This window comes from Mycobacterium sp. D16R24, assembly GCF_002013385.1.
In the GTDB taxonomy this organism is placed as follows: Bacteria; Actinomycetota; Actinomycetes; order Mycobacteriales; family Mycobacteriaceae; genus Mycobacterium.
The window spans coordinates 41877-65134 of record NZ_MAEV01000011.1; the positions used below are offsets into that span (position 1 = coordinate 41877).

Annotated in this window: 17 protein-coding genes and 1 pseudogene; 3 read left to right on the plus strand and 15 right to left on the minus strand. The window is 62.9% G+C overall.

Going from position 1 to position 23258, the window contains the following annotated elements; genetic code table 11:
• Nucleotides 1-11: 11 nt before the first annotated feature.
• From B4383_RS09230 to B4383_RS09265, 8 genes and pseudogenes are all read right to left on the minus strand, one after another.
• Nucleotides 12-1262, minus strand: a complete 1251-nt coding sequence (locus B4383_RS09230; RefSeq protein ID WP_078290426.1) for an MlaD family protein — start codon at nucleotides 1260-1262, stop codon at nucleotides 12-14.
• The gene (locus B4383_RS09235) at nucleotides 1259-2539 is read right to left on the minus strand and encodes an MlaD family protein (protein WP_078290427.1); all 1281 of its coding nucleotides are present in this window, start codon (nucleotides 2537-2539) and stop codon (nucleotides 1259-1261) included. The genes B4383_RS09230 and B4383_RS09235 overlap by 4 nt, the downstream gene beginning before the upstream one ends.
• Nucleotides 2539-3666 (minus strand): MCE family protein, encoded by a 1128-nt coding sequence (locus B4383_RS09240; protein WP_078290428.1) that lies wholly within the window; start codon nucleotides 3664-3666, stop codon nucleotides 2539-2541. Before B4383_RS09240 ends, B4383_RS09235 begins: the two co-directional genes overlap by 1 nt.
• The gene (locus B4383_RS09245; RefSeq protein ID WP_078290429.1) at nucleotides 3666-4712 is read right to left on the minus strand and encodes an MlaD family protein; all 1047 of its coding nucleotides are present in this window, start codon (nucleotides 4710-4712) and stop codon (nucleotides 3666-3668) included. The genes B4383_RS09240 and B4383_RS09245 overlap by 1 nt, the downstream gene beginning before the upstream one ends.
• Nucleotides 4705-5763: an MlaD family protein gene (locus B4383_RS09250; RefSeq protein ID WP_078290430.1), complete on the minus strand. Its 1059-nt coding sequence runs from the start codon at nucleotides 5761-5763 to the stop codon at nucleotides 4705-4707. The genes B4383_RS09245 and B4383_RS09250 overlap by 8 nt, the downstream gene beginning before the upstream one ends.
• Nucleotides 5760-7327: pseudogene (locus B4383_RS09255) on the minus strand (MlaD family protein). The gene B4383_RS09250 and the pseudogene B4383_RS09255 overlap by 4 nt, the downstream one beginning before the upstream one ends.
• A complete protein-coding gene (locus B4383_RS09260) occupies nucleotides 7328-8185 on the minus strand; it encodes an ABC transporter permease (protein WP_078290431.1) in 858 nt (285 codons plus the stop codon).
• A 1-nt stretch (nucleotide 8186) separates the two neighbouring features.
• Complete coding sequence (locus B4383_RS09265; RefSeq protein ID WP_078290432.1) at nucleotides 8187-9044, minus strand: ABC transporter permease; 858 nt, start codon at nucleotides 9042-9044, stop codon at nucleotides 8187-8189.
• A 431-nt stretch (nucleotides 9045-9475) separates the two neighbouring features.
• Here B4383_RS09265 and B4383_RS09270 point away from each other — a divergent pair, with 431 nt between their 5' ends.
• Nucleotides 9476-11863 (plus strand): hypothetical protein, encoded by a 2388-nt coding sequence (locus B4383_RS09270; protein ID WP_078290605.1) that lies wholly within the window; start codon nucleotides 9476-9478, stop codon nucleotides 11861-11863.
• Here the strand turns inward: B4383_RS09270 and B4383_RS09275 are convergent.
• The 6 genes from B4383_RS09275 to B4383_RS09300 are packed head-to-tail and all read right to left on the minus strand — an operon-like array spanning nucleotide 11860 to nucleotide 18130.
• Nucleotides 11860-13005 (minus strand): glycosyltransferase, encoded by a 1146-nt coding sequence (locus B4383_RS09275; RefSeq protein ID WP_078290433.1) that lies wholly within the window; start codon nucleotides 13003-13005, stop codon nucleotides 11860-11862. The genes B4383_RS09270 and B4383_RS09275 overlap by 4 nt on opposite strands.
• Nucleotides 13006-13018: 13 nt before the next feature.
• A complete protein-coding gene (locus tag B4383_RS09280) occupies nucleotides 13019-13600 on the minus strand; it encodes a YdcF family protein (RefSeq protein ID WP_078290434.1) in 582 nt (193 codons plus the stop codon).
• Nucleotides 13587-14591 (minus strand): glycosyltransferase, encoded by a 1005-nt coding sequence (locus B4383_RS09285; RefSeq protein ID WP_078290435.1) that lies wholly within the window; start codon nucleotides 14589-14591, stop codon nucleotides 13587-13589. Before B4383_RS09285 ends, B4383_RS09280 begins: the two co-directional genes overlap by 14 nt.
• Nucleotides 14588-15886, minus strand: a complete 1299-nt coding sequence (locus B4383_RS09290; RefSeq protein WP_078290436.1) for an oligosaccharide flippase family protein — start codon at nucleotides 15884-15886, stop codon at nucleotides 14588-14590. The genes B4383_RS09285 and B4383_RS09290 overlap by 4 nt, the downstream gene beginning before the upstream one ends.
• Nucleotides 15879-17063, minus strand: coding sequence for a glycosyltransferase family 4 protein (locus B4383_RS09295; protein ID WP_078290437.1), 1185 nt, complete (start codon nucleotides 17061-17063; stop codon nucleotides 15879-15881). Before B4383_RS09295 ends, B4383_RS09290 begins: the two co-directional genes overlap by 8 nt.
• Nucleotides 17060-18130: a glycosyltransferase gene (locus B4383_RS09300; protein ID WP_078290438.1), complete on the minus strand. Its 1071-nt coding sequence runs from the start codon at nucleotides 18128-18130 to the stop codon at nucleotides 17060-17062. Before B4383_RS09300 ends, B4383_RS09295 begins: the two co-directional genes overlap by 4 nt.
• 799 nt (nucleotides 18131-18929) lie before the next feature.
• Between B4383_RS09300 and B4383_RS09310 the strand changes: the two genes are divergently transcribed.
• Nucleotides 18930-20396: a sugar transferase gene (locus B4383_RS09310; protein ID WP_078290440.1), complete on the plus strand. Its 1467-nt coding sequence runs from the start codon at nucleotides 18930-18932 to the stop codon at nucleotides 20394-20396.
• An 18-nt stretch (nucleotides 20397-20414) separates the two neighbouring features.
• Here B4383_RS09310 and B4383_RS09315 read toward each other — a convergent pair whose 3' ends face one another.
• Complete coding sequence (locus B4383_RS09315) at nucleotides 20415-21497, minus strand: GGDEF domain-containing protein (RefSeq protein ID WP_286144098.1); 1083 nt, start codon at nucleotides 21495-21497, stop codon at nucleotides 20415-20417.
• 411 nt (nucleotides 21498-21908) lie between these two features.
• On the opposite strand from B4383_RS09315, the gene B4383_RS09320 reads away from it, so the two are divergent.
• The gene (locus tag B4383_RS09320) at nucleotides 21909-23087 is read left to right on the plus strand and encodes a site-specific integrase (protein ID WP_078290442.1); all 1179 of its coding nucleotides are present in this window, start codon (nucleotides 21909-21911) and stop codon (nucleotides 23085-23087) included.
• Nucleotides 23088-23258: the final 171 nt, after the last annotated feature.

Below are 23258 nucleotides of genomic sequence, written 5' to 3' on the forward strand. Positions count from 1 at the left end.
CAGGTCAGGCGTCAACGCGGGGGTTCGATCGGCAGTGTCGGTCCACCATAGGTGGTCGGTACCTGGAACCGTCCCTTCGGTGTCGGATCGGCCTTCTTCCCCATGTCGGCGCCCATGGGCGGTCCGGCGGTGTCGTCCCCTGCTGGTCGCGGCGCGTTCTTGGCGCCACGGATCAGGACTGCCGGGTCCTCGTCCGCACAGTAGTTGGCGTACAGGAACGGCTCGGGGTAGTCGGCAGCCGAGCCCGGGAGTCTCGGCGTCGGATAGTCGCACACATAGCGGGGGTAGAGGTCGGCGGTCGCCCAGATGCCACCCTCATGCATGATGCTCATCAACGCGTCGAATACCGAACCCCGGTAGTTCGGGAACAGTGCATTGAGGGCCGGGACGCGCAGGTAGAGCAGCTTGGAGGCGGTGGCAAGGCTCGCCAGCAGCGTCACCATGGTGTCCGAGTTGTCCGCGAACAGATTGTCCACCGCGTGAAGTGTCTTGGGTGTCTGGTCGACAAGCGTGCGGTAGCCGTTCTGCATCTTCTCCACACCGCGCAGCGTGCGGCCCAGCTCATTGGCGGTGGCCTTGATGCCGGCGTTCTTGTCGGCGGCCAGGGTCAGCACCACGCGGCTGGTCTTGAGCAGGCTGGTGGTCTCCGGCAGCACCGAGTCCAGGGTGCTCAGCAGGAAGGTGCCGCCATCGATGATCTCGGTGAGCTTGCGCGGCCCCTCCTTGCTCAGGCTCAGTTCCTTCTTGATGAGCTCAAGCTTCTTGGGGTCCACCTGCGCCAGCAGACCATCCGCATCGGCCAACAGCTTGGCCAATGTGACAGGAACCTGAGCACCTTCGGAGATGACGCTGCCGTCTTTGAGGAACGGGCCCTGGTTCGAGGCGCCCTCGAAGTTGATGTACTGCTCACCGGCAGGTGAGAGGCCGGTGACCCGGACCTTCGCCGAGACGGGGATCTTGTATTTCGACTGGATCTCGGCGATCGCGTCGACTCCCTGTTGGGTGATAGCCAGCGACTGCACGGTGCCAACCTTCACGCCATGCAGCGCGACATCCTGGTTGGGCAGCAGGCCGCCCGATTCGGGAAGCTGCACCTTGACGCGGTAGGTGCCGGAGAACGGGCTGACGCGTAAGGCGCCCACCGTCAGATAACCGATCGAGACCAGCAGCACGGTGGCCAGCGCGATGCCGGAGAGCACCATTTTCTTGCGGTGTGCGGCACGAATCGAGCCGACGAGGCCATTGGCGAGAGTGTCGATCACCGGCCCATCGCCTCCGGTCCGGGGGTGGCTCCAGGTGCGGGAGCGGGGGCAGGAGCCGACGCGGGTTCTGCTTGCCCCGGGGCAGGCAGGTTGCCCGGTGGAACACGCTCGATCACACCGGGTTCGGTTGGGCTCGGCCGCATCGGGATGTCGTCGCCGTACACGCCCTTGCCCACGACACGTTCTTGTAGGCGCCACAGCGTGTACTTGAAGGAACCGACCAGCTGAGCCCAGTTGTAGCGCTTGGGGCCGTGCGTGCCGACGTCGCCCTTGAATCCCGCATCCGGCATCGACCCGAGAATCAGTCGGTCGATGCTTACCCTCACGGAGATTGTGTCGCTTGGTGTGACCTTTATAAGAGATGTGAATTGCCGGTTGAGCGCATTGATATCAACGGTTGGATCTTGCGCTACGTCGTTCCAGGCCTTGGCGACTGTGTTCGCGTCCTTGATGAGGCTGTGTCCGCTCGTATCGGTGCCCGCGATCGACGGGAACTTCTGCAATTGCTTGGTGGTGGCGCCAATCTGCAGAACCAGCTGGGATAGCTGCGCAGTGTTGGCGGCAAGCGCCTCGGTGGCCGGGTCGGCCTCTTTCACGATGTCCGTCAGTTCCTGGTTCTTGGTGTCGAGCTGGTCGGCCAGCCGGGAAGTCTGCGTGAGAGCCTCCGAGATCTGCGCCGATCGCGTATTCAACGTTCCCAGTAGCCGATTGGAGTCCTTGATCAGGTCACCGAACGCCTGGCCCTGGTCGCCGGTTGCCTTACCGAAGCCGTTGATGACGTTGGTCAGGTTGCGTACCGCTCCGCCGTTGGAGACGAGCGCGGCCGAGCTCAGCACGGATTCCACGGTCGCCGCGGCCGTCGTCGAATCTAGGCCGATGGTGTCGCCCTCCCTGAGGATGGGCGAATCCGACGTCGCGTCCGCCGGGGGACGAATCGAGACGAAGACATCGCCCAGCGGCGTGGCGGAACGCAGTTCGGCAGTGCTGTCCTTGGGAAGCCGTACCCCGTCCTGAATGCGCAGTGTGGTGATGGCGGTGTAGTTACTCACCCGCATGTCGTCGACCTGGCCGACATCGGCACCGGCCAACTTCACCTTCGCGTTATTCGGGAGGTTCAGGATGTTCGAGAACAATGCGGTGAGGTGGTAGCCGCCGGCACCGACTCCGGGCGCGGGCAAGGGCAGGTCGCCTAGGCCATTGGTCGCGCAGCCCGAGAGGACGGTGGCAGCCAGCATCGTTGCTGTGCCCATAGCGGCCAGTCGTTTACGTGTAGTCATCACTTTTGCCCCATCGCCGCGAGCCCGTCGAGCACATAGGACAGGCCGAAGTCGGGTCCGTAGTCCTGCAATGTGCCTGTGCTGCAACCCAGTTGGCGCAGGCCCATCAGGTTGCAGATCTCCTTGCCGGTCTGGCTCTCGAACAGCAGCTTGTCCGTGAGGAATCGTGCGCGAAACGATCCGTTGTCCTGGTCGACGGTGTTGTACAGGTTTTCCACGGCCAGGGGCGCTACGTCGAGGGTTTCGGCGAGTTCGCGTTGGTTGTCGACAACCGTCTTGAGGGCGGTGTTGCCATTGAGGACCGCGGCCTTGATGTGGTCGCGGTTGGCTTCCAGGATATCGCCGGCCTGCGTGATCAGAGCGTTGAGCTGGCGTCCGGTGGTACCCGTCCCAAGGGCCTCATCGTCGATGATGTTGCTGAGTTGGTGGATGGTCGTGGAGAATTCGCGCAGCTTCCCGTCGTTGGCGGCCGCCGCGTCGAAAAGCGAGCTGACGTTCTTGATGATGGTGGTCATCTGTTCGCGGGTGGTCACGCCGCCTTCCGAGCTGAGCCGCAACGCCTTTGACAATTCATCAAGCCCCGACTTGATCTTGTCGCCATTGCCGTCCGTGACTCCGGCGGCCGCGTTGATGATGTCGCCGACGGGCCCCTGGCCGTGGCCGTCGCCCTTGAGCGATACCGATAGCTTGTCGAGCATGCCCAGCACCCGGTCGAACTCGACCGGTGTCTTCGTCTTATCCAGGCCGATGGTGTCGCCGTCCTGCAGGGTCGGCCCGCCCCGGTAGGGAGGGGATAGCTCGACTTGGCGGTCAGTCAGGATCGAGGTGGACAGCGTGACGGCCTGTACATCGACCGGCACCTTGACGTCCTTGTCGACGGTGAACTGGACATCGACGTATCCCGATTGCGGTGTGATCTTCGTGATCTTGCCAACCGGCATGCCCAGTACCGCGACAACATTCGACTCGTAAAGCCCGGAGGCGTTGTCGAACTGGGCGGTCAGCGTGATGTGGTCCAACTGCGACTTCACGTAGTACGCTCCCGCACCCACAATCCCCGCGACCACGACCGCGATGGCTGCGATGACGGCGACCGCCTTGCCTTTTCCGGCGCCCTTGCTGTTCATCACTTGCAGTCCTTGAAGTACTGGATCAGCCCGAATTGCTTGGCACGCCCGCTGATTGCGCACATCCAGGAATCGACGGCCAGGCCGTTGGGCGCGTTGAACTCGATGGCATTGCCGGTTCCGGTGGCGTTGGCAACACCACGCAACGTGACCGGTGTGATCTGTAAGATGTTGCGCAGCAAGTCATCGTGTTGGCCGAGCATGTCGGTGAGCTGATGCAGCGTCTTGAGCATGTCGTCAAGCTGTGGCCGGTCCTTGATGGCGATCTTGCTGAGCTGCTGGATCAGGTTGGTCAGCGACTGCATCATCGCGTGGAATGTGCCACGACGCACCACGAACTCACCGATCAGGTTCTGCCCCTGGTTGATCAGCGTTCCGATGCCCTGCTGCTGGTGGTGCAGCGTGTTGGTCACCTTCTCGCTGCTCTTCAGTAGCGTGCCGAGCTGATCGCGTCGTTCGGCGATGATCGAGGACAGTGTCTGGATGTTCTGCATGGCCTGTGGGACCACCTCGGGCAGCCCGTCGAGCTGCTTGCCCAGAATGCTCAATGACTGCGCCACCTTGTCGAAGTCGACCTGATCGAAGGTGTTCGTCGCATCCTTGAGGGTCGCCTGCAGGTCGTAGGGGACCTCCGTGTGGGCCAGGTCAATGGTCTTGTTGGGCAACGATCCCGGGCCTTCGGGGCTTAGGTCCAGGTAGCGGGAGCCCAGAATGGTGGTCACCCGGATTGCGGCCTTAGTGTCCTTGCCCAGCTTCACGTCATCGCTGACCGACAGCTTGGCCTCGACGTGATCTCCGACCAGCTTCATGCCGGTGACGGTGCCCATCGGGATGCCCGCCACTGTGATGGGTTGGCCCGCCCGCAGCGACGCCGCTTGCGCGAACTCGGCGGTGTATGTGGTGTAGCCGAAACCGATGGCCTTCACCAACAGCATGCCGCCCACCAGGGCGCCGATCACCGCAATGGCGATGAACCCCAACCAGGTCTTGTTATAGGTCTCGACCGGCCGGCTCTTGATCCGCTGCCATCTTGATTGTTCAGCCATCGGCCAGGTTCCTGCATCGTGGGGAGTGCTGGGCCACATTGCCCGGCGACGCGGCGTTGACGATGATCGGCACCACATCGTTGAGGCCCGGGAAGAAACCGGTGATGTTCAGGTCGCAGATGTAGGCATTGCCGTAGGCCCCGTCACCGGTGATGCGGGCCAGCCCTTTCAGTAGCAGCGGCAGGTTGCCGCCGAGGAAGGCTAGTTTCGGCTCGATCTCAACCATGTGCTTGGCGAAGCCCGGTTGGCGAGTGATGAGCTCGTCAAGGGACGGGTATACCTCGTCGGTGATCTTCGACAGGCGCCGCATGGTTTGCGCCAGCGAGCCTACCGAGCTGACTAGTTCCGGTCTCCGAGAGTCGAAGTCCGACACCGCTTTCCGGGTATTGGTGATGGCCTTGTCGAGGCTGTCGTTCTGCTGGGCCAAGTTGCCTGTCACGGTGCTGAGGCTGGTGATCACGTTGCCCAGTACCTGGTCGCGGCCAGCGAAAGTCTTTGTCAGCGTGGACGTTTGGTCGACCAGTGCGGTGATCGAGGCTTGATCGCCCTGCAGAGACTGAATAACACCCTTGGTGAGGTTGTCGGCCTGCTCGGGAGAGAGCGTGCTGAACAGCGGCTCGTAGCCGTTGAGCAGCGTGGTCACGTCGAAGGAAGGATCGGTGCGCTCCAGCGGAATCGTCGATCCGGCGGGAAGCACATTGGTGTCACCCGTCTTACCCAGCGACAGGCCCAGATACCGCTGGCCCACGATGTTTTGGTACGTCACCGACGCGAGGGTGTTGCCAAACAGCTTCTGGTCATCCTGGACGGCGAAGTTCACCTTGGCCTGGTTGTTGTTGACCAGCTCGATCTTCTCGACGCGACCGACGCGCACACCGGCCATGCGCACGTCGTCGCCGTCGCGCAAGCCGTAGACGTCGGTGAAAATCGCCGAGTAGGACGTGGTACCGCCCGCCACATCACGGCGCAGCGTGGCGTACACCAGCCACGTCAACACCATCGCGATCGCCATGAAGACGACGAGCGCGATCAACGGACCACGGAACTTCATTGGGATCCTTCCTTCGCGAGCGAGACCGTGGTGCCTCGCACGACCGGACCGAGCAGCAGCTGAGTGGAGGAGCTGGCCGGCTTATCGGTGATGACACTGAGCTGGGCGCGTTCGGCCACGCTGCCGACCGGGCCTACCGTCCCGCCGAAGGATGCCGGCGCGATCGGTGCACCGCCGCCGTCACGTGCACCCGGCGCAACGGGTGCGGCGGGGAGCGGTGGGGGCGGGGGCGGTGGCGGCTCCATCAGATCGGGGTCGGCGGTGCCGGGGATACGCGGTGATGGATTCGGCTGCCACGGTGGCAGGGGGGATTCGGATCCGTCAGGTTCGGCCCGCCCGGCGGTACGACATACGGCGGACCGACCGCCATCAGGTTCCCGTCGGGGCCGACCACGGTTCCGCGGGGTGGCTGCAGATCCGCGGGCACCTTGTAGTTCTGGGGTAGCAGTGTTTCCGGCAGATCGGGCCGCACCACGAGTTCGGGTGCGGTGAAGCAGCTGGGTCCCTTGAGGTCGCCGTACCGGGGGCAATCCGCACGGGTGTACGTGGAGCCGGGGGTCATCGACAGATTCACCCGCATGTTGGGGGTGTCTACGTCCGACTTCCAGGGCTCTTCGAACCACTTGATGCCCAACTGGGTTGCCTTCTGGAAGATCATCTGGAACTTGGATGCGTTGTTCGCGAAGGTGCCGATGACGGGCGTGATGTCAGTGGTGATGCCGATCAGCTGATCGGTGTGGTTGTCGAAGGCCTGCCGGGTGGTGCCCACCGTGGTGAGACCGCCGTTGATCAGGCTGGTCAGCTGCTCGCGCTTCTCGACGAAGGTCTGCATCGGTATGACGGCCTGATGCAGTGAGTCGATCAGCTCGGGGGCGGTCTGCTTGAGGCCCTCGGTGGCGTCGAGCAGCGCCTTGACCGTGGAGGGACCGGTATCGGTCACCACGATGTCGTTGAGTTGGGCGATCAGACGGTTCAACTGCGCGCCGCCGGTGAGTAGCTTGACGCGCCGGTTGTCGGTCGCGGCGCCGAGGGCCGCCAGGATGCCGGTGGAGTGGTCGTCGCGGCCACGGCCGGTCGCGGTGAGCACATCACGCAGCTTGCTCACCGTCGTTTGGAACAGCACGGTCGGGAGCTGGGTGTCCTCGGCGATATGCGCGCCCGGGCGAATGGGAGCGCCTGGGCCGCGATCGACCAGCTGCACGGACGAGACCGCGAACACGTTGCTGGGGACCACACGGGCGGTGGCGGTGCTGGGGATGGATTTGGCGTACTGCGGCTTGAGGTTGATGTGTACGAAGTTGGGCTGGCCGTTGGAGGCGGGCGTAACGCCGTCCACCTCACCGACGAGAACGCCGTGATACTTCACATCGGATTTCTGCGGTAATCCGTCGCCGACGTTGTTGAGGTCGGCAACCACCCGGATGAAGTCGTTGAGACGTCCCGTGGACTTCAACAACATGAGTCCGGTGATCAGGGAGGCCACCACGATCATGACAACGCCGGTGCCCAGAAGAAGTTTCTCGGATGGTCCGCGGCCGTCTGTCTCAAAGGAATTCGCCGCCATTTAGCCGCCCAACCTCGCGCCCGCGTCGACGCTCCAGAGCGCCATGGTGAGCAGCATGTTGACGATGATGACCAGGGTGATGGCGGCCCGCATGGCGTGCCCGGCGGCTACGCCCACGCCCTCGGGGCCGCCGCTGGCGTAGAAGCCGTAGTAGCACTGGATGGTCGAAGCGAGCCACACGAAGATGATGGCCTTGATGACCGAATAGAAGATGTCGATACCGCTGACGCCGATGCCGAAGTAGTGCAGGTACGAGCCGATGGATCCGCCGCTCATGATGCCCACCATGATCTGGCAGGACAGGTAGCTGACGGCAAGGCACGCGACGTACAGGGGAATGGTGACGACGGTGGCCGCCATCAGTCGTGTCGTCACCAGGTAGGGGATGGGTCGAATCGCGATGGAGTCCATGGCGTCGATCTCTTCGGAGATGCGCATGGCGCCAAGCTGTGCGGTGAAGCGGCACCCGGCCTGGGTGGCGAAGGCGATCGCGGCCATGATCGGGGCGAGTTCGCGGGTGTTGACCAATGACGAGATGATGCCGGTGGCCGGTCCGAGGCCCAACAGATCCAGGAAGTTGTAACCCTCAATGGCCACCAGTCCGCCGGCGATGATGCCGAGGACGATCATGACGCCGGCGGTACCGCCACCGACCACCAGAGAGCCGTTGCCCCAGGCGATATCGGACAGGTGCCGCAGGAACTCTTTCCAGTAATGCCGGAACACGACGGGGACGCCTGCGATCGCACGGAAGAAGAACGCGACCATGTGGCCAAGCCGGGTGATCGGCTTCTGTGCCTTGTTGTAGATCCCGACGAAGGGTCGCGCAATCGGGGGTACATAAGTTGACGCGGTCATGTCACAGCCCCGTCCGCGGGAACATCATGATGTACAGCTGGCTGATGGCGAGTTTTACCGTCATCAGCAGCAGGATCGATTCCACGACCGCCGCGTTGACTGAGTTGGCGACGCCGATCGGGCCGCCCTTGGTGGACAGCCCCTTCTGGCAGGCCACCACCGCCACGATGGCGCCGTAGATGACGGCCTTGATGAGAGCCAGGATCATGTCGCCGGGGGTCGCGAAGGCGGAGAAGGTCGTGACGAAGCTGCCTGGGGCGCCGTTCTGCCAATAGACATTGAATAGGTAAGCGCCGAGGAAGCCGACGAAGCAGACGACGCCGGTAAGCGCGATACCGATCATGATGGCGGCGGCGAAGCGGGGGACGACGAGCCTCCGGATCACCGAAACGCCCATGACCTCCATGGCGTCGGTCTCCTCACGCATAGTGCGCGAGCCGAGGTCGGCGGTGATGGCCGAGCCCACGGCGGCGGACATCAAGAGGGCGGCCACCAAGGAGGCAGCCTGACGGATGATCGCGATACCACTGGCGGCGCCGGCCAGTGAGGTCGCACCGACCTGTCCGGCAAGCAGCGCGAACTGGATCGAGAGTGTGACACCGATGGGCAGGGTCACCAGGATGACGGGGACGACGGCGGTGCCGGCTTGGAATGCGCCCTGCCGGACGAACTCCTGCCATTGGAACTGGCCGGTGAACAGGTCGATGAAGAACCATTGAATAGTGCGGACGCCGAGCATGAACTGCTCACCGACGGTCTTGAGTGATTCAAGAGGGTGACGCTTGACGTATCCGGTGGTCCAATCCTGGATGGCCGCGATGCCATCGGTGGTGGCGTGGCGCTCGTCCTGTGTGGTCATCGCAAGCGGCCCACACAGACGCAGCTCAGAGTGGTTGCGGCTACGGCGATCAATACAGCTCCCTGTGTGACCTGGAACACAAATCCCAGCAATCTACGAGTACGTCTCGGCCATCATGGGCTATTCGGTTCCTGGATGCACACGAATCGTGAAAATGGATTCACGCGTGAACGTAAATTGACGGTCGTCTACTGGGCTTGTAGTACCCCGGCGGCCAGGTGATTGGAGTGTTTGCTTCGGGTGTCTAGTTGCTCGACGTAAACGCTTGTTGACGGATCTAGCAAACTTTGGTCAACCACTTTGCGTGAGTACGGCCCCTGCTCGCGGCGAGCGCAGCGACCGAGGCGAGTCTGGGCATGGAGTGTTACCAGACAAATCGCAGGTAGACACGATTTTCAAATCCCGGCTATGAGGTGGGTCACACGTTTACAGTGCTGTTCACGTTTCAGGTTTCCTCAAAGGAGAGGGTTGCGGTCTTGTCTAAGCGACATCGGAAGTCATCCACAAAGGTCGTTGTTCAACGCACCGTGACCGTGGCGGGGGCCGTCGCCGCGACGGCCAGCTTGGCTTTCGTCGCGCCTACGGCGCAGGCCGCTGCGGCGGCGCCGGACTACAAGGGTGCGGTCACCAACTATAAGAACGCGCTCAATAGCTACTTATCCGGGACTAATGCGATGGGGTCGGCGGCCGGGGGAGCGTGGAATCCCCTCGCACAGGGATCCGGCGGATTGCTCCCGACGTTCGGCACGACCCTCACGCACTCGAATCTGACCAAGATCGCCGATCTGCCCGATGTGTTGCGGAATCTCGCGAGCACCCCGCTCCCGACGGCTGTTCCCGGGGTCATTCCGGCCATCAAGATCCCCGGGCAGGGTTTCGTAGACCTCCCGCTGCCGACGACCATTCCGGGTGCGAACCTGGTCAATGGTCTGGCCAACGCGCTGGACACCGTGTTCAACAACCCGATCATCGGGCCGATCGTCAGCCAGCTGCCGCCCCTGAGCGACATCGTCGACGGGCTGATTGCCGAGCAGGACAAGTTCACGGCGGGTTACAACTGGCCGCTGTTGCAAGCCAGTGGTCTGACGACCATCACGAACACCTTTGTACAGACGCCGAGTGGGCTCAACATCAAGATTCCGGCCTCGCTGGACCCCTTGGGGATCTTGCCTGATTCGGTCCGCATCCTGCCCGACGGCACCTTGCCCAACGTGACGGCCTGGGTCCCGATGGGCGCCGGCAACTACACATTCCCCCTGGGAATGGAGACGGGGTGGTGGGCGACAGCACCCACCCTGGTCGTCGACGGCGGGGCGGTGAACGTTCCGCAGACCGTGCTGTCGATCCCGATGTGGGCCAACGGCATCAAGGCACCGCTTGGGCTGGGGCAAGCCGGTCAGTTCAACGCACACGTTCTCATCCCGACGCAGAACGGCATCTACTCGCCGATTGGTACGACGCTGTCGAACTTCTCCATTCCGATGCTCGGGCTCGGCATGACGAATCTCAACGTGACGACCGGAAACTACATCGGCACCAACGGATTCAACATCAACAACGGGCAGAACGTCATGGTGTTGCAGACGCCGTTCTCCGGGCCGTTGCCGATACCGATCGTCTACTCGTTGGGTGGGTTCAACATGGGGACCGAGGGGATGGGCTTTACTCTGCCATCGCTCTTCGGTGTTGGTCTCATGCCGACATTCCAGCTTGGCACGGCACCCGGAGCCAATACCCCACTCGGAATCATCCCGCCCAACCTGATTCCGACGGGTAGCATTGTGCCCACCCAGCTCATCACTGTCTCGGGCTTGATCAGCACGGCGCTCGGAATCCCTGATCCGACGGTCGAACTCGCGAAGGCGCTCACCCCGTTGTACAAGGGGTTGGTCACGCCCGCCATGACACCGATTTCGGACCTGCTGACTCAGCAGTACGGGAACCTGTTCAACGGGGCGGCATCGAACACCTTGCAGGCCTCCAAGTTCTACAAGGACGTGATGACGCAACTCGGCAGCCTGATCGGCGCGGCCCCGGCGCCGCTCTCGTCTTCGGTGCCGAACGCCCTCGCGGCCGCGGACGCACCCGCGTCGGCAGCCAAGCACATTGAGGCTCCCGCGCCGGCGGCCAAGGAACTGGGCACTCCGAGGATCCCCGCCATCAAGCAGCTCGAGGCTCCGACATTGGATCTCACCTCGAACCTCGTTGCCGCCAAGGAGAAGGTCGTAGAGAAGGCCACGCCTGCACAACTTTCCGTGCCCGCACCCAGCGCTTCGGAGTCCAGTGCTTCCCCGGTCGGTGAACCCGCGGCTCAACCCGCTGCTGATCCCGCGAAGGACATCGCGAAAGATGCCCCCAAGGCAGAGGCGAAGGATGACCCCAAAGATAAGAACAAGCCCGCCAAGCCGGTGATGAAGGAGAAACTGCAGGACAAGGTCGACAAGGCCAATAGTGCGCTCAAGGATTCGGCGAAGGGCACCATCAAGCAGACCAGGGGCGCGATCACCTCCACGGTCACCAACACCGTCGAATCCGTGACATCCGCGCAGGCCGAATCCAAGGCCGCCGAGGCGAACAAGGATTCAGGCAACTCGTCCGTGGCCAAGAACGACTCCGACAGTGGAAAGCACCACGAAGACTCCTCGGGTACCTCGGGTACCTCGACCAAGGTCAAGGTCGCGGCGCCCAGTGACTCGGGCGGTAAGCACCGCGCATCCGACGGCGGCTCCCATGGATCGAACGCGGGTGGCGGCTCAGACGGTTCGGGTTCCCACAGCGGATCCGGTTCGAGCGGAGGAAAGCACGCCGCGGGCGACTAGGCGTGCACGGCCCCCAGCACGGTGTCGGCAATCCGGGAACGGAACGCCTCGGGTGAGAACCCGCATGCTTGTGCCCGGATGGCGTCGGTGCTGTAGTCGGTCGGGTTGAAGTTCCGCATCAGCGCGGCCAGCTGCGCCACCACGGCGTCATCCGGGCCGGCCTGCACGTGCTCACCGGTGACACCCGGATCCACCGTGTCCAGGGCGCCTCCCGCACCTAAGGCCAAGACCGGTGTCCCGCAAGCCATTGCTTCGACGGGGACGATCCCGAAGTCCTCGACGCCGGGCATGAGTAGGGCGCGGCATCGTCGGTACATGTCGAGGAGGACCTCGTCAGATGCGGCGCCGAGGAAGGTGGTCTCGGGTCCGGCGATGGCTTCGAGATGCTCGCGGAATCGCCCCTCGCCCAACACCACCAGGCGGCAGTTGGCCCGTTGGGCGGCTCTGATGGCCAGGTCTGCGCGCTTGTACGGGACCAGCCTTCCTGCGCACAGGTAGAAGTCCTCCCGGGGTATCGAAGGAGCGGGAGAGAACCGGTCGATGCGCACAGGCGGGCTGATCACGGTAGACGGCAGCCCCCACCACTCGCGAATCCGCTCGGCCACGGCGTGTGAGTTGGCGATGACGTGCGACAGGCGAGGTGCTGCGCGTAGTTCTCCACGGCGGGCGAGCCGTCCTAACGCGGACAGGGCAATTCGACCTGCACGGCTTGCCATCTCGTGATCACGAAATGTGCGATCCCACGCCCAGCGGGCCGGGCTGTGCACATACGCGACGACGGGCGCCTCGGTGGCGAATGCCGCCTGGGTGGCGAACGAGTGATGACTGATCAGCACCGCATCAAGGTCATTGCCGAGCGGCAGTCTCCCCAGGGCACTGGGGACCAGGGGAAGCAGTGGTGCGTGCGACCTGCGTCCGGTGAGGGCGTATGCATCATCGAGCCAGGTCCCGTAGATCGGCTTGTGCGCTGCGCCGTCCAGTCGGCCCGCGGCCTCCATCACCTGTCGGCGGCACTGGGGTTCGGTGATGGGTGCGAAGACTTTGGCCTGCGGCCAGGTCTTCATAAACTCGGCGACGACCAGTTCCGAGCCGCCGAACTCGGTGAAGCGTTCGTGGACGATTGCGATACGCGATGAGTTCATCTGTGGTGGCTCCTCAACATCCGGGGGTCAAAAAGGCCTTCACGTAACTGCCCGACTGGCGGACGAACATCCACGACCAGAAGGCAACTCCGGAAGGTGTGGGACTGGCGACCATGGTGAGCTCGCCATCGAAGCACTTTCCGACGATGTAGCGGGCACGCGAAACATGCGGCGTGAAGGTGATGACGATGATGTGATGCCAGCCGAGTTCCTGTGCCTTGGAGCGTATTTCCTGGGCTTCGCCCTCGGTTGTCCAGGGATCGGGGATGAAGCAGCTGACCGTGAAGGTGAAATGCCCCTTGCAGTATTTGTCCATATTGCGGTCATCCGCTCCGGTCGACTGCGCGATGAGCAGGTACGGTGCGTATCCACGCTGCGCGAGGTCCAGCCCGACATCGAAGCGCTCGTATGGGGTGCCGCCCAGTACCACGATGGCATCGGCCGGCCGTAGCGGATCGGTCTGCGGATGCATGTACACCCGCCAACCAGCTGTCACGAACCCCGCGATGAGCACCGTGATCGTGATGCAGGCCACGAGGATCCGACTGCGCCACCGTGGTCTGTGGGGTGCTTCCTTCGTGTCACTGAAGCTCATCGATGATCTCCCTGGCACGGTCGACGTATCGGTGCGGTTCCTGGGTCACGCGCAGGTGGCCCGCCTCGGCGATCTTGGCGGCTTGCGCGGGGTGGCGCGCACACCAGTGCAGAATCTCGCGAAGTTCAGCCTCGTCGGAGAACAGCAGACATTCGGTTCCGTCATTGAGCAGTTCGCTGTGTTCGTCGGTGCGTTGCCCGGCGAACAGCCCACCGCACGCCGGTATCTCGAAGGTTCGGCAGGTGTGAGTGTCACGGTTGTCGGAGTTCAGCAAGACCAGGTTCGCGGTCACCGATGCCACGGTGGTCGCGAAGTGATCGCCGTAGACGGCTCCGCCAATCGTGGCTCCGGTGGTCTGCAGCGAGGGCATCCGTCGCCAGCCCGGACCACGAACCAGCAGATCCTTTCCGTGCTCGCTGCCGAGTCGAGCGATCAGGCCGGATCGGTCTGGGCGTCTGGCTCCGATGAATCCCACAAGATATTGCTGTGCAAATCTTTTGGCGCAGGGGCGATGCCATGCGGGGTCATAGGCGCTGCGTACGAACTTCACTCGACGCGCTCCCCGGCCCTGCAACTCGGGCATGTTGTGTTGTTTAGTGGTGACCACCAGATCCCACGCGCTTTCGTGCGTCAGGTAATCGGTCGTCGTGTTGTAGGGGTTCCCAACGTCATCCGGGCTGTAGTGCACGCGGATGGCTGCCGGAACCTGAAGCAGGCGAGCCTGATCCAGATGGATGGTCTTGAACCCGAAGAGCAGGTCGGGGACGAAATCTCGTGCGATACCGTCGATAAGGTCGTGTACGGAGTTCTGCAGCCAGGGTGCACGCCGGCGCATTCCCTTCGAGTACACCCACGCCGGTGACAACCGGGTGGGCAAGGTGACCCGCGTGGTGTCGACGACGACTACGTCATGGCCGGCTTGGCGGAATCCGTCTGCCATTGACCGGGCATTACTGCCCACCCAGTCATCTCCGACAAAGAGGATCTTCATCGCGGAATACCTTCTTGTGTCATGTCGGCCACGACGTCCACGGTCCGCTCCTGTGCCGACAGATGTCTAACGCGGACTAGATACCAGATGGCGACGCAGAATTCGGCGCCAATGACGCCGCCGATCAATGCCCACACGGAGTGGCTCCAGGACGCAGTGATCAGCCCTGCCACCGAGGCGGCCGTCCCCACCACCGACGCGATGAGAACTCCATGCGTGTCCTGACGCACGGGTAGCAGCGCGGTGCTGATGTATGAACTGATCGTGCTCGCCGGAAGAATGAGAAGCTCGGCGCGTAACAGGCCGACGGCCCCGAGGAATTCACTTCCGAAGATGAGGTGAACGATCGGTGCGGCCAGTACCCAGAGCAGGGCCGAGGCCAGCACGGCCACCGCGACGGCGCCGCGCAATCCCTGAAAACCGCTGCGCCAGAAGTGCTCGTGCCCACTGCGCTTGGCCATCCGGGGCAACAGGACCAATCCGATCATGTCCAGAAGCGATTGCATCGCCCTGACAAGACGGTCGCTTGCCGAGAACAGGCCCAGCGACACGGCGTCCAGCATGGCGGAGTAGATCGCCGGCGCCCCTTGCCCGTACCCGGTGGTGAGAAGTCGTGAGGTCACGATCGGCCAGCTGGTGCGCAGGATCTGGCCAGGTGTGTACGGACGGCAGAGAGCGCCGAAGGTCCGCAAGCTGTCCCACCAGGTGCCCACGACCGTCAAGATCGACGAGCCCAGCAGGCACAGGATTGCGGTGGAGGCATAGGGGGAGTGCGGTAGTAGCACGATGAGGAGCACAAGGTAGGCGATGCGCCCCGACCCCTGATAGATCGCCGATGCGACAAACCGGCCCTGCCCGATGAGCAGCCAGTCGTCGGAGGTGGCCCAGAGCCCACCGGCGAAGAGCCCCAACAGAATCGTGTGGACGTACGGGGGCACTCCGGCAATCGACCCGGCTCCGAACGCGGTGCCGAGTGCGGCCAGGGTCATAAGCCTCAGGGCCAGATAGTCGGTACGGACCTGTCGCAGTTCGGCAGGAGTGTCGCGCAGTGCGGGCAGCCGTGCGGCGAGAAATGGTGTCATGCCCAAGTCGACGAGAATGGAGCCGAAGAAGTACGCGGCCATCCCCACCGCCAACAGACCCATTCCCGCTGGGCCCAGAATTCGGGCGAGCAGTGGCACCGTCGCGAATGTGACGATGTACTGGCCATACTTGCCGAAGATGACGGCCCCGAAATCCCTGGCCAATCTCCGTATCCGTGGCAGCGTTGCGCTACGTCGAGGCTCCCTAGACACGGCGCTCTTCCCTCGGTGTTGCCGCGCGGCGGTTGAGGACGTCTGAGAAGAAGGACGCGACGGTCTGCGCCGAATCGGCGATATCGAACCTTCTGGCCCGGGACCGTCCGGCATGCGCCAACCGCATTCGAAGTTCACGGTCTTCGATAAGACGATCGAGGGCCTCGGTTAGTTGACGGGTATCGCCGGCGTCGACCAGTAGCCCGTGAACTTCCGATTCGATCGTCTCCGCGGGGCCACCGGGCCGGGTGGCGATGACTGCGCAGCCCGCACGCAAGCCTTCGACGACGACCTGCCCGAACGGTTCGGCGATGACCGAACAGTGCACCAGAATGTCGGCGATGGACAGGATGTCGGTGGGGTCGTCGACATGGCCGGTGAATGTCACAGGCAGCTGTAGTTCGCTTGCCAGGTCTTCCAATTCGGTGCGAAATGGCTCCTCGCCGAAGAACGTGCCACCGACGAGATATGCATGGTGGGGTCGGACCTTGGTGTTGGCCAGGGCACGTAGGAAGACGTCTTGTCCCTTCCACTGAGTCAGCCTGCCGACGACGGCGATAACAGTTTCGGAGGAAGGTCGCTGCGGCGCGTGTTCGGCGTCGGGGGTCCGCAGAAAGTCCAGTCCGGGATATGCCACGACACCCGGACGGCGCCGTGGCCGCAGGGAATCTTCGGTGGACCGGCTGTTGGCGATGTACCCGTCGGCGACGATCATGCCGAGTGTGCGGACAAGGAATGCCAGTGTGGCACCGAAATATTCGGCGGATATCCGGTCGTGCACGTGCCATATCAAGGGGATTCGTGCTCGTGTGGCGGCCACGGCGGACATGATGAGCGCCTTCGTGCTCCCCGCGACCAGTACGTCGGCTCCGCTCTCGCGCACGGCGGCACCCAGATCCCATCCGAGGCGAATCAGTGCCACGGCGCCGATGAGCCGGCGCAACCATCCGGAATCACGGATTGTGACGCTCCGGCTATCGAAAGTGTTGGCCAACACTGAAGTTGGTATGCCCTGCGACCTCATCGCACCCACCATGGGACCTTCTTCGGTGTAGATCACCGACGGCTCGATCGTGTGCTCGGCGGGTACGTTACGTAGCGCTGACAGCAATCGCGAGGTCGCCAGCTCCGCGCCGGATGGGGCCGCGGTGTGAGCGACGAACATCGCTCGGATCATGCGATCAGCTCCGAGTACACGGCGTGGTGACGCTGCGCGGCGGTGGACCAGGAGAAGGTCTCGGCATGCCCGCGGCATTGCTGCGGGGTGGGGAGCACGCCGTCGAGCGCCGAGATAAGGCGTGCCGCAAGTGCTTCGGCATTGTCGGAGGGCACGATCAACGAGGGGTCCAGGCCGCGCACCGCATCGGGGAGCCCACCGCAGTCGGTGACCACGGCTGGCCGGCCGGTGGCCAGAGACTCGAGTGCGATCAGTCCGAAACCCTCGAGAGCCACCGATGGCACGACGGTGAAATCGGCGAGCGTATAGAGCTGCGTCAGGGTCAGGTCGTCGACGCGTCCGGTGAACTGGATGCTGTCGTTCAGACGCGCGGCCGCGACTTGTGTCCTCAGGTCGCTCTCGGCAGTGCCCGTGCCCACGATCATGAGGCAGGCATCCGGACGCGCCGATACGACCGACTGCCACGATTCGATCAGACGGTGTATTCCCATGCGGTGTTCGAGCCTGCGCACGCACAGCACGGTCCGCCGGCCGGTGGGTGCATCTAGTCGTGGCAGCAGGCCGAATCTGTCGAGGTCGACACCGGGTGGGATGACCTCGATGCGGTGCGCGGGTATCCGATAGTCCTCGATGAGAACGTCCCGGAATCGATCCGACAGCACGATCAACCGCTCGGCTCCGGCGTACCGGAGACGCTCGACGACGTACTTGGCGTGTGAGCGGAGAGCCCCCGCCCCCGCGAACCTGCTCTCGGCCGCCCATGGTCCGTGAAAATGCACAACCAGTCTGCTGCGGGTGCGCCATCCGGCGGCAGACGGTCCATAGAGACAGAAGTGGCGATCCAGAATGCCGGGTGGCCGCAGCCCGGATCGGTCGTTGAATGCAGTGAGAACCCGGGAGCGCGTGGGGCCACCCGTGGGGCCCCAGGACCGTCCGCCGTCGGACGGCACCCCGAATGCGGCGGCCGACAGTTCGAAGTTGTCGCGGTGTCGTAGCGCCGTGAAAAGGTCTGTGAAGTAGCGATTCAGCCCGCCGGGCAGCGACGAGAACCACTCAGATCCGGTCATGTGCACTCTGATGGGCGGCATGTCAGACCTCGCCTCCGCTGTTGACAGTCTTTGTTCTCGACGGTCGGTGCGACACCAGGGTGACGTCACACGTCAACCACCGCCACCCACGCCGCCGTGCGCGTTCTCGCTCGGGGGCCGGGCCCTGCGTCTCGTGTTTGTTCAATATTCAACCCACACCGCACACATGTACGTGATCAGCGGTAGGTTCATTATCCATGGATACTCATAATGCCTGAGTAGGCCAAATAGCATTCGCGAGTAGCGCGATGCCATTCGGATCTGAAATTCCATGGCGCACCCGACGTTAGATGTGCCCAGCTTCCATCGCCAGACGGCCGACCCATCTCTAGCCTGCAACACGTGGTGCATGGTCCGCAACCTGAGGGCAGAGGCCGCGCCCATTCACGGCTGGATCCGAGCATGTCCTGGTTTTGCCCGCAACTGCGGAGAGAGTAACGGGTGAGATAGCGCTGTAGTGAGCGGAAGCTGGCGAGTTCCACGTTGCTCGTCTCAGCTTGACCTGTCCATGTTATGAAAATGTTACTTGCCGGTGAGCGTTGCGTGATTGGCGTAAAAATTAGCAAAGAGCTGCGATCGGAGATATTTGTTAGATGATTCTTATTTCCGGGCAATAAAACCTTCATTTGTGGCCCTGCGGTGTGTGAAGTAGCGTGACTGTCATCACGTGGTGTGTTTCTGCTCGTTATGGAAATCTCAACACGGAAATAGGTCGGGCTCAATTGCCGAAATCGTCCATATGAATCAGCCGATATGAACGAACGGGTCAAGTGCACTTATGGTTTTGAAGAGCATCGTTAGTGGCGGAATTCAACGGAGGGTAGAAACACGCCCTGGGGGGCTGTTCTACCTGCACCGACGATGGGCGCCGGCGGCTGACTTGGTGGCCATCGCGCTCACCTCGCTGGTGTCGTACCAGCTGGCGCATCATCTCTTGTCTGGGAGGCAGGACCTGGGTGGCTGGTACGTGGCGACGGATATCGGCATCGCGGTCATTTGGTTTGCTGCGCTATCGCTGCATACGGTGGGGCCCGGTAAAGCGCTGCGGGCTGTGCTCCAGCAGTGGCAGACGGTCGTCAGTGTCACGTTCCAGCTGTTCACGATCGTCCTTCTGACCTATCTCATCTCACGCATCGAGCTACTCGACATGCGGCATCTCGCCATCGAGATACCACTGGGATTGCTCGGCATACTCCTTGCCCGATATGTGCTGCGGCGTTTTTGGGGCTCGGAGAGTAAGACTTCCGTGCTGTTGGCGGGCGACGACGACGCCGTACGCGAGATGGTCGCCGTGTTCAGCCGACACCGGGGCAGTGGTTTCGAGGTTGTCGGCGTGTGTACCCCGGGAGCTGACCGATGGCTCGGTGAACCGGCGATCGAAGTGGGCGATCATCGCGTGCCCGTGGTCGGCGATGACCGTCACGTGGTCGAGGCGGCGCAGCGGACATCTGCGCAGATCGTCGCCGTTGCGATGACGGATAGCCTTGGGCGAAAGGAGCTTTCCCGCCTGGCCTCTGAACTCGGGGATCTGGGAGTTGAGCTCGCGGTCTCACCGGGGGACGTGGACGAGACCGCCGTGACGACAGCCGATCGGGGCCTGGAGCGTGTCCACATGTTGGAGATGCTGGCCCCGGGTTATCGCCGTGCGCGTTCGATGTCCAAGGAAGCATTCGACATGGCGTTCGCCGCCGCCGCCATCATGGCCACCGCGCCGGTGATGATCGCGATTGCGATGGCCATCAAGTTCACCAGCACCGGACCGGTGTTCTACGTGTCCGAGCGAATTGGTTTGGACGGTATGCCGTTTCGGATGATCAAGTTCCGCAGCATGTACACGGGTGCTGACCGTGATACCGCGACGATGATCGACTCGGCGGGGAGCACACCCGTCTTCTTCAAGGCGAAGGAAGACCCGCGCGTCACCCCGTTGGGGGCGTTCATCCGGAAGTACAGCCTCGATGAGCTTCCCCAGTTCTTCAACGTGCTGTTCGGTGACATGAGCGTTGTTGGGCCGCGGCCTCAGGTGCAGCGGGAGGTCGACGCCTACGACGAGACCATGCGGCGGCGACTACTCGTCAAGCCGGGTGTCACTGGACAATGGCAGGTCAGCGGCCGTAACGACCTGTCGGTCGACGAGTCCATCCGCCACGACATTTCGTATGTCGATAACTGGTCCATGGGCCTCGACATCCGCATCATTTCCCGGACCGTCGGCGCGGTGGTGCGCAGCGAGGGTGCTTACTGATGCTCGGCTGCTGCTGCATCAGGCCGCGGATCCACGCGGCGCGCGGTCACGTTTGGCTTCGTAGAGCCTGAAATCTGCCTCCCGGGTGAGGGATTCGAAGCTGAAATCCTCTGCGCCGGTGGATGACCACGCGATGCCTATGCTCATCGACGTCTCGGGAGTGTCGGAGCTTATCGGTGCGTTGCAGATTCGCGCGTTGACCGTGGCGATGTCGTCGGGATTGTCCACGAACGCGACGACCATGAACTCGTCACCGCCGATACGGGAGGCGATATCGCCGTCTCGGGTGTTGGCGAACAGTGTGTCCGCGATGGCCCGCAACGTCCTGTCGCCGGCCTCGTGGCCGTAGGTGTCGTTGAGCTCCTTGAATCTGTCGACATCGGCCACCATCACGACAACTGTCGTTGGGTCCGGCCGCTTGCGTATCTCGAATTCAAACATGGATTGCATGCCCCGACGGTTCAGCAGGCCGGTCAGCGGGTCTCGGTTGGCGGCAGCAACGGCGGCCCGAATCGAGCGTCTACCGCCTTCGATTACCGCCTGGATGAGGATCGGCAGGAGGACCACTGTGGTGAATGCCGGCGCGTTGTAAAGGAACTGGTCCAGGAAGGTCGCCGCGCCGGTGTGGATGTTCCACAGCGTGATCGAGCCGAGCAAGGCCGAAGCGAAAATGCAATGCACTGCCAGTACCCGCCAGCCCAGCAGAAATGCGGCGAACACACCGACTGTGCTCATGTACAGAACCGGCGCAAGTCGCATCATCGGCCCGGCGTACATCCAGGCGGAGACCGCGAATGAGAAGTCCGCCCACGTCACAAAGGAGATTGCCCAGCGTCTGTTTGGCCACGGCCGGACGATCCAGCACACACCTACGAGGAAGGAGATAGCGATGAGCGATTGGTGGATTGTTCGGCCGGCGCCCTGCGGACCCAACGGATGCATGTTGGCGATGGTCCCCAACGGGAGAATGGACATGCACAGCAACCCAATGGTGACCTTCAAATGCGTCAGGTTTCGGGGGCCGAGCGCGCCTGTGACGAACCGGTACTCCTGTTCGGGGGTCCGCCTGCGTCGCGGCCTGGGTCTTCGGTTGCTGGGCACGGGCTAATTATGTGGCAGACGTTTCCGCTGAGTGTTCCGGATACGGATCTGAGTATTGCGGACACGGTAACAGTGGGACTGCGGTGGCGCCTGACTGTCGCAGATCGGTCCGCCAGTAGGCAGATATGGGCAACGGTGCCGAGCACGACTAGGTGCCTGTATGAGATTCCGGCTCGGCTGAGGCTTCGTGACCTGCCGCCAGAAAATGGTACCTGAAATGCGGCGATCGGAGTGCCCGCAATGACGGGAGTGCCCTCGGCAGGATTCGAACCAGCCGAGCTGGGTATTTGACAACCCGCCACGACCACTGAAAACGCCGGAATAAGCCTTCTGAACAGGCCTTACTGCACTATCGATCCGTGAGGTTTTGTGGGGCTGTGTTTGGTTCACTATTGCACGTATATTGCACGTATGGGAGCGGCGACGACACGGGGCCAGTCAGCAGCCAAGGGTGAACGGACCCGGCGCACGTTCGGGCGGCTGCGACAACTGCCCTCGGGACGGTGGCAGGCGTCGTACCTGCATCAGGGAGAGGTACACAAGGCACTAGCCACCTTCCCCACGAAGTTCTCTGCCGGGCACTGGCTCCAAGATGAAGAGGACTTGATCGACTTGGATCGGCGCAAGCCGGGGACGTGGACGCCGCCGACCGAGCGCGCTGCTAAGAAACAGGCCGAGAAACTGACGCTGCGCGGTTACGCCGAGACATGGCTGGAGAGTAAGACGAAGTTGGCGCGGCGCACGCGCGGGAATTATCGAGGGCATCTCGACAACAGCATTCTTCCGTCACTCGGTGATCTCGGACTTGCCGAGATCACGCCAGAGCATGTCCGCGCGTGGTTCGCTGGTCTAGGTAGTGAGCATGAGACCCGGAACGCGCAGGCGTACGCCGTCCTCAACGGGATATTCAACACCGCCGTTGCCGACGACCTGATCGATAAGAACCCGTGCCGGATCAAGGGCGCTGCTCAGGTGAAGCACGCCCGCCGCTCGGTGGTGTTGCTCGACGCCCGGCAGCTGACCGACCTAGCCCGTGAGATGTCCGATGAATTGCGCTTGGCGGTTCTACTGGCGGGCTGGTGTGGCCTTCGCAAGGGGGAGGTGTTTGCACTCCGTCGGGACGACATCGCGGCCGATGGCTCCACGGTCCGGGTGGAGCGGGCAGTCACCTACCGGGAGGGCCGTTTCGAGGTCGGGCCGACCAAGACGCGTGAGTCGCGACGCGTGGTCAGTGTTCCGCCGCATATGCGCCCTGTGATTCTGGAGCATTTGCAACTGCATGTCGGAAAGGGGAGCGAGGCCCTGCTGTTCGTTGATCCGGCCAACGGTTCATTTCACGGGGAGTGGGCGTTCCGCGCGCCTTGGAATGCGGCCAAGGCGGCAATCGGCCAGCCGGATCTACATTTCCACGATCTGCGGCACGCGGCTGGTGTGATGGCTGCGCAGACAGGGGCGACGCTGCGTGAACTGATGGACCGGCTAGGCCACACCTCTCCAAACATGTCCATGCGGTACCAGCACACAGCTGTAGGCCGGGCCGAGACGCTGGCCGATCGATTGTCGGCGTTGGCCAACGCAACCCCTACCTGACACACCGAAAGTCGCACCAAAGCTGTTTAATGCCAATGATTCTTGCCCACACCGTCAGACCCTGACGCATCCCTACACCCTCGTGAGGTAACGTAGAGGCTGGCCAGATCCCCCAGGCCCGTTTCCGTCTTCCGCTCCGCACCGTCTCGTGCATCTGCGCTTCCGTCTTCC

Coding starts and splice junctions, on each gene's coding strand:
- B4383_RS09235 (WP_078290427.1), bottom strand. CDS start 2,539: ATGACTACACGTAAACGACTGGCCGCTATGGGCACAGCAACGATGCTG.
- B4383_RS09240 (WP_078290428.1), bottom strand. CDS start 3,666: ATGAACAGCAAGGGCGCCGGAAAAGGCAAGGCGGTCGCCGTCATCGCA.
- B4383_RS09245 (WP_078290429.1), bottom strand. CDS start 4,712: ATGGCTGAACAATCAAGATGGCAGCGGATCAAGAGCCGGCCGGTCGAG.
- B4383_RS09250 (WP_078290430.1), bottom strand. CDS start 5,763: ATGAAGTTCCGTGGTCCGTTGATCGCGCTCGTCGTCTTCATGGCGATC.
- B4383_RS09260 (WP_078290431.1), bottom strand. CDS start 8,185: ATGACCGCGTCAACTTATGTACCCCCGATTGCGCGACCCTTCGTCGGG.
- B4383_RS09265 (WP_078290432.1), bottom strand. CDS start 9,044: ATGACCACACAGGACGAGCGCCACGCCACCACCGATGGCATCGCGGCC.
- B4383_RS09275 (WP_078290433.1), bottom strand. CDS start 13,005: ATGAACTCATCGCGTATCGCAATCGTCCACGAACGCTTCACCGAGTTC.
- B4383_RS09280 (WP_078290434.1), bottom strand. CDS start 13,600: ATGAGCTTCAGTGACACGAAGGAAGCACCCCACAGACCACGGTGGCGC.
- B4383_RS09285 (WP_078290435.1), bottom strand. CDS start 14,591: ATGAAGATCCTCTTTGTCGGAGATGACTGGGTGGGCAGTAATGCCCGG.
- B4383_RS09295 (WP_078290437.1), bottom strand. CDS start 17,063: ATGATCCGAGCGATGTTCGTCGCTCACACCGCGGCCCCATCCGGCGCG.
- B4383_RS09300 (WP_078290438.1), bottom strand. CDS start 18,130: ATGACCGGATCTGAGTGGTTCTCGTCGCTGCCCGGCGGGCTGAATCGC.
- B4383_RS09310 (WP_078290440.1), top strand. CDS start 18,930: ATGGTTTTGAAGAGCATCGTTAGTGGCGGAATTCAACGGAGGGTAGAA.
- B4383_RS09320 (WP_078290442.1), top strand. CDS start 21,909: ATGGGAGCGGCGACGACACGGGGCCAGTCAGCAGCCAAGGGTGAACGG.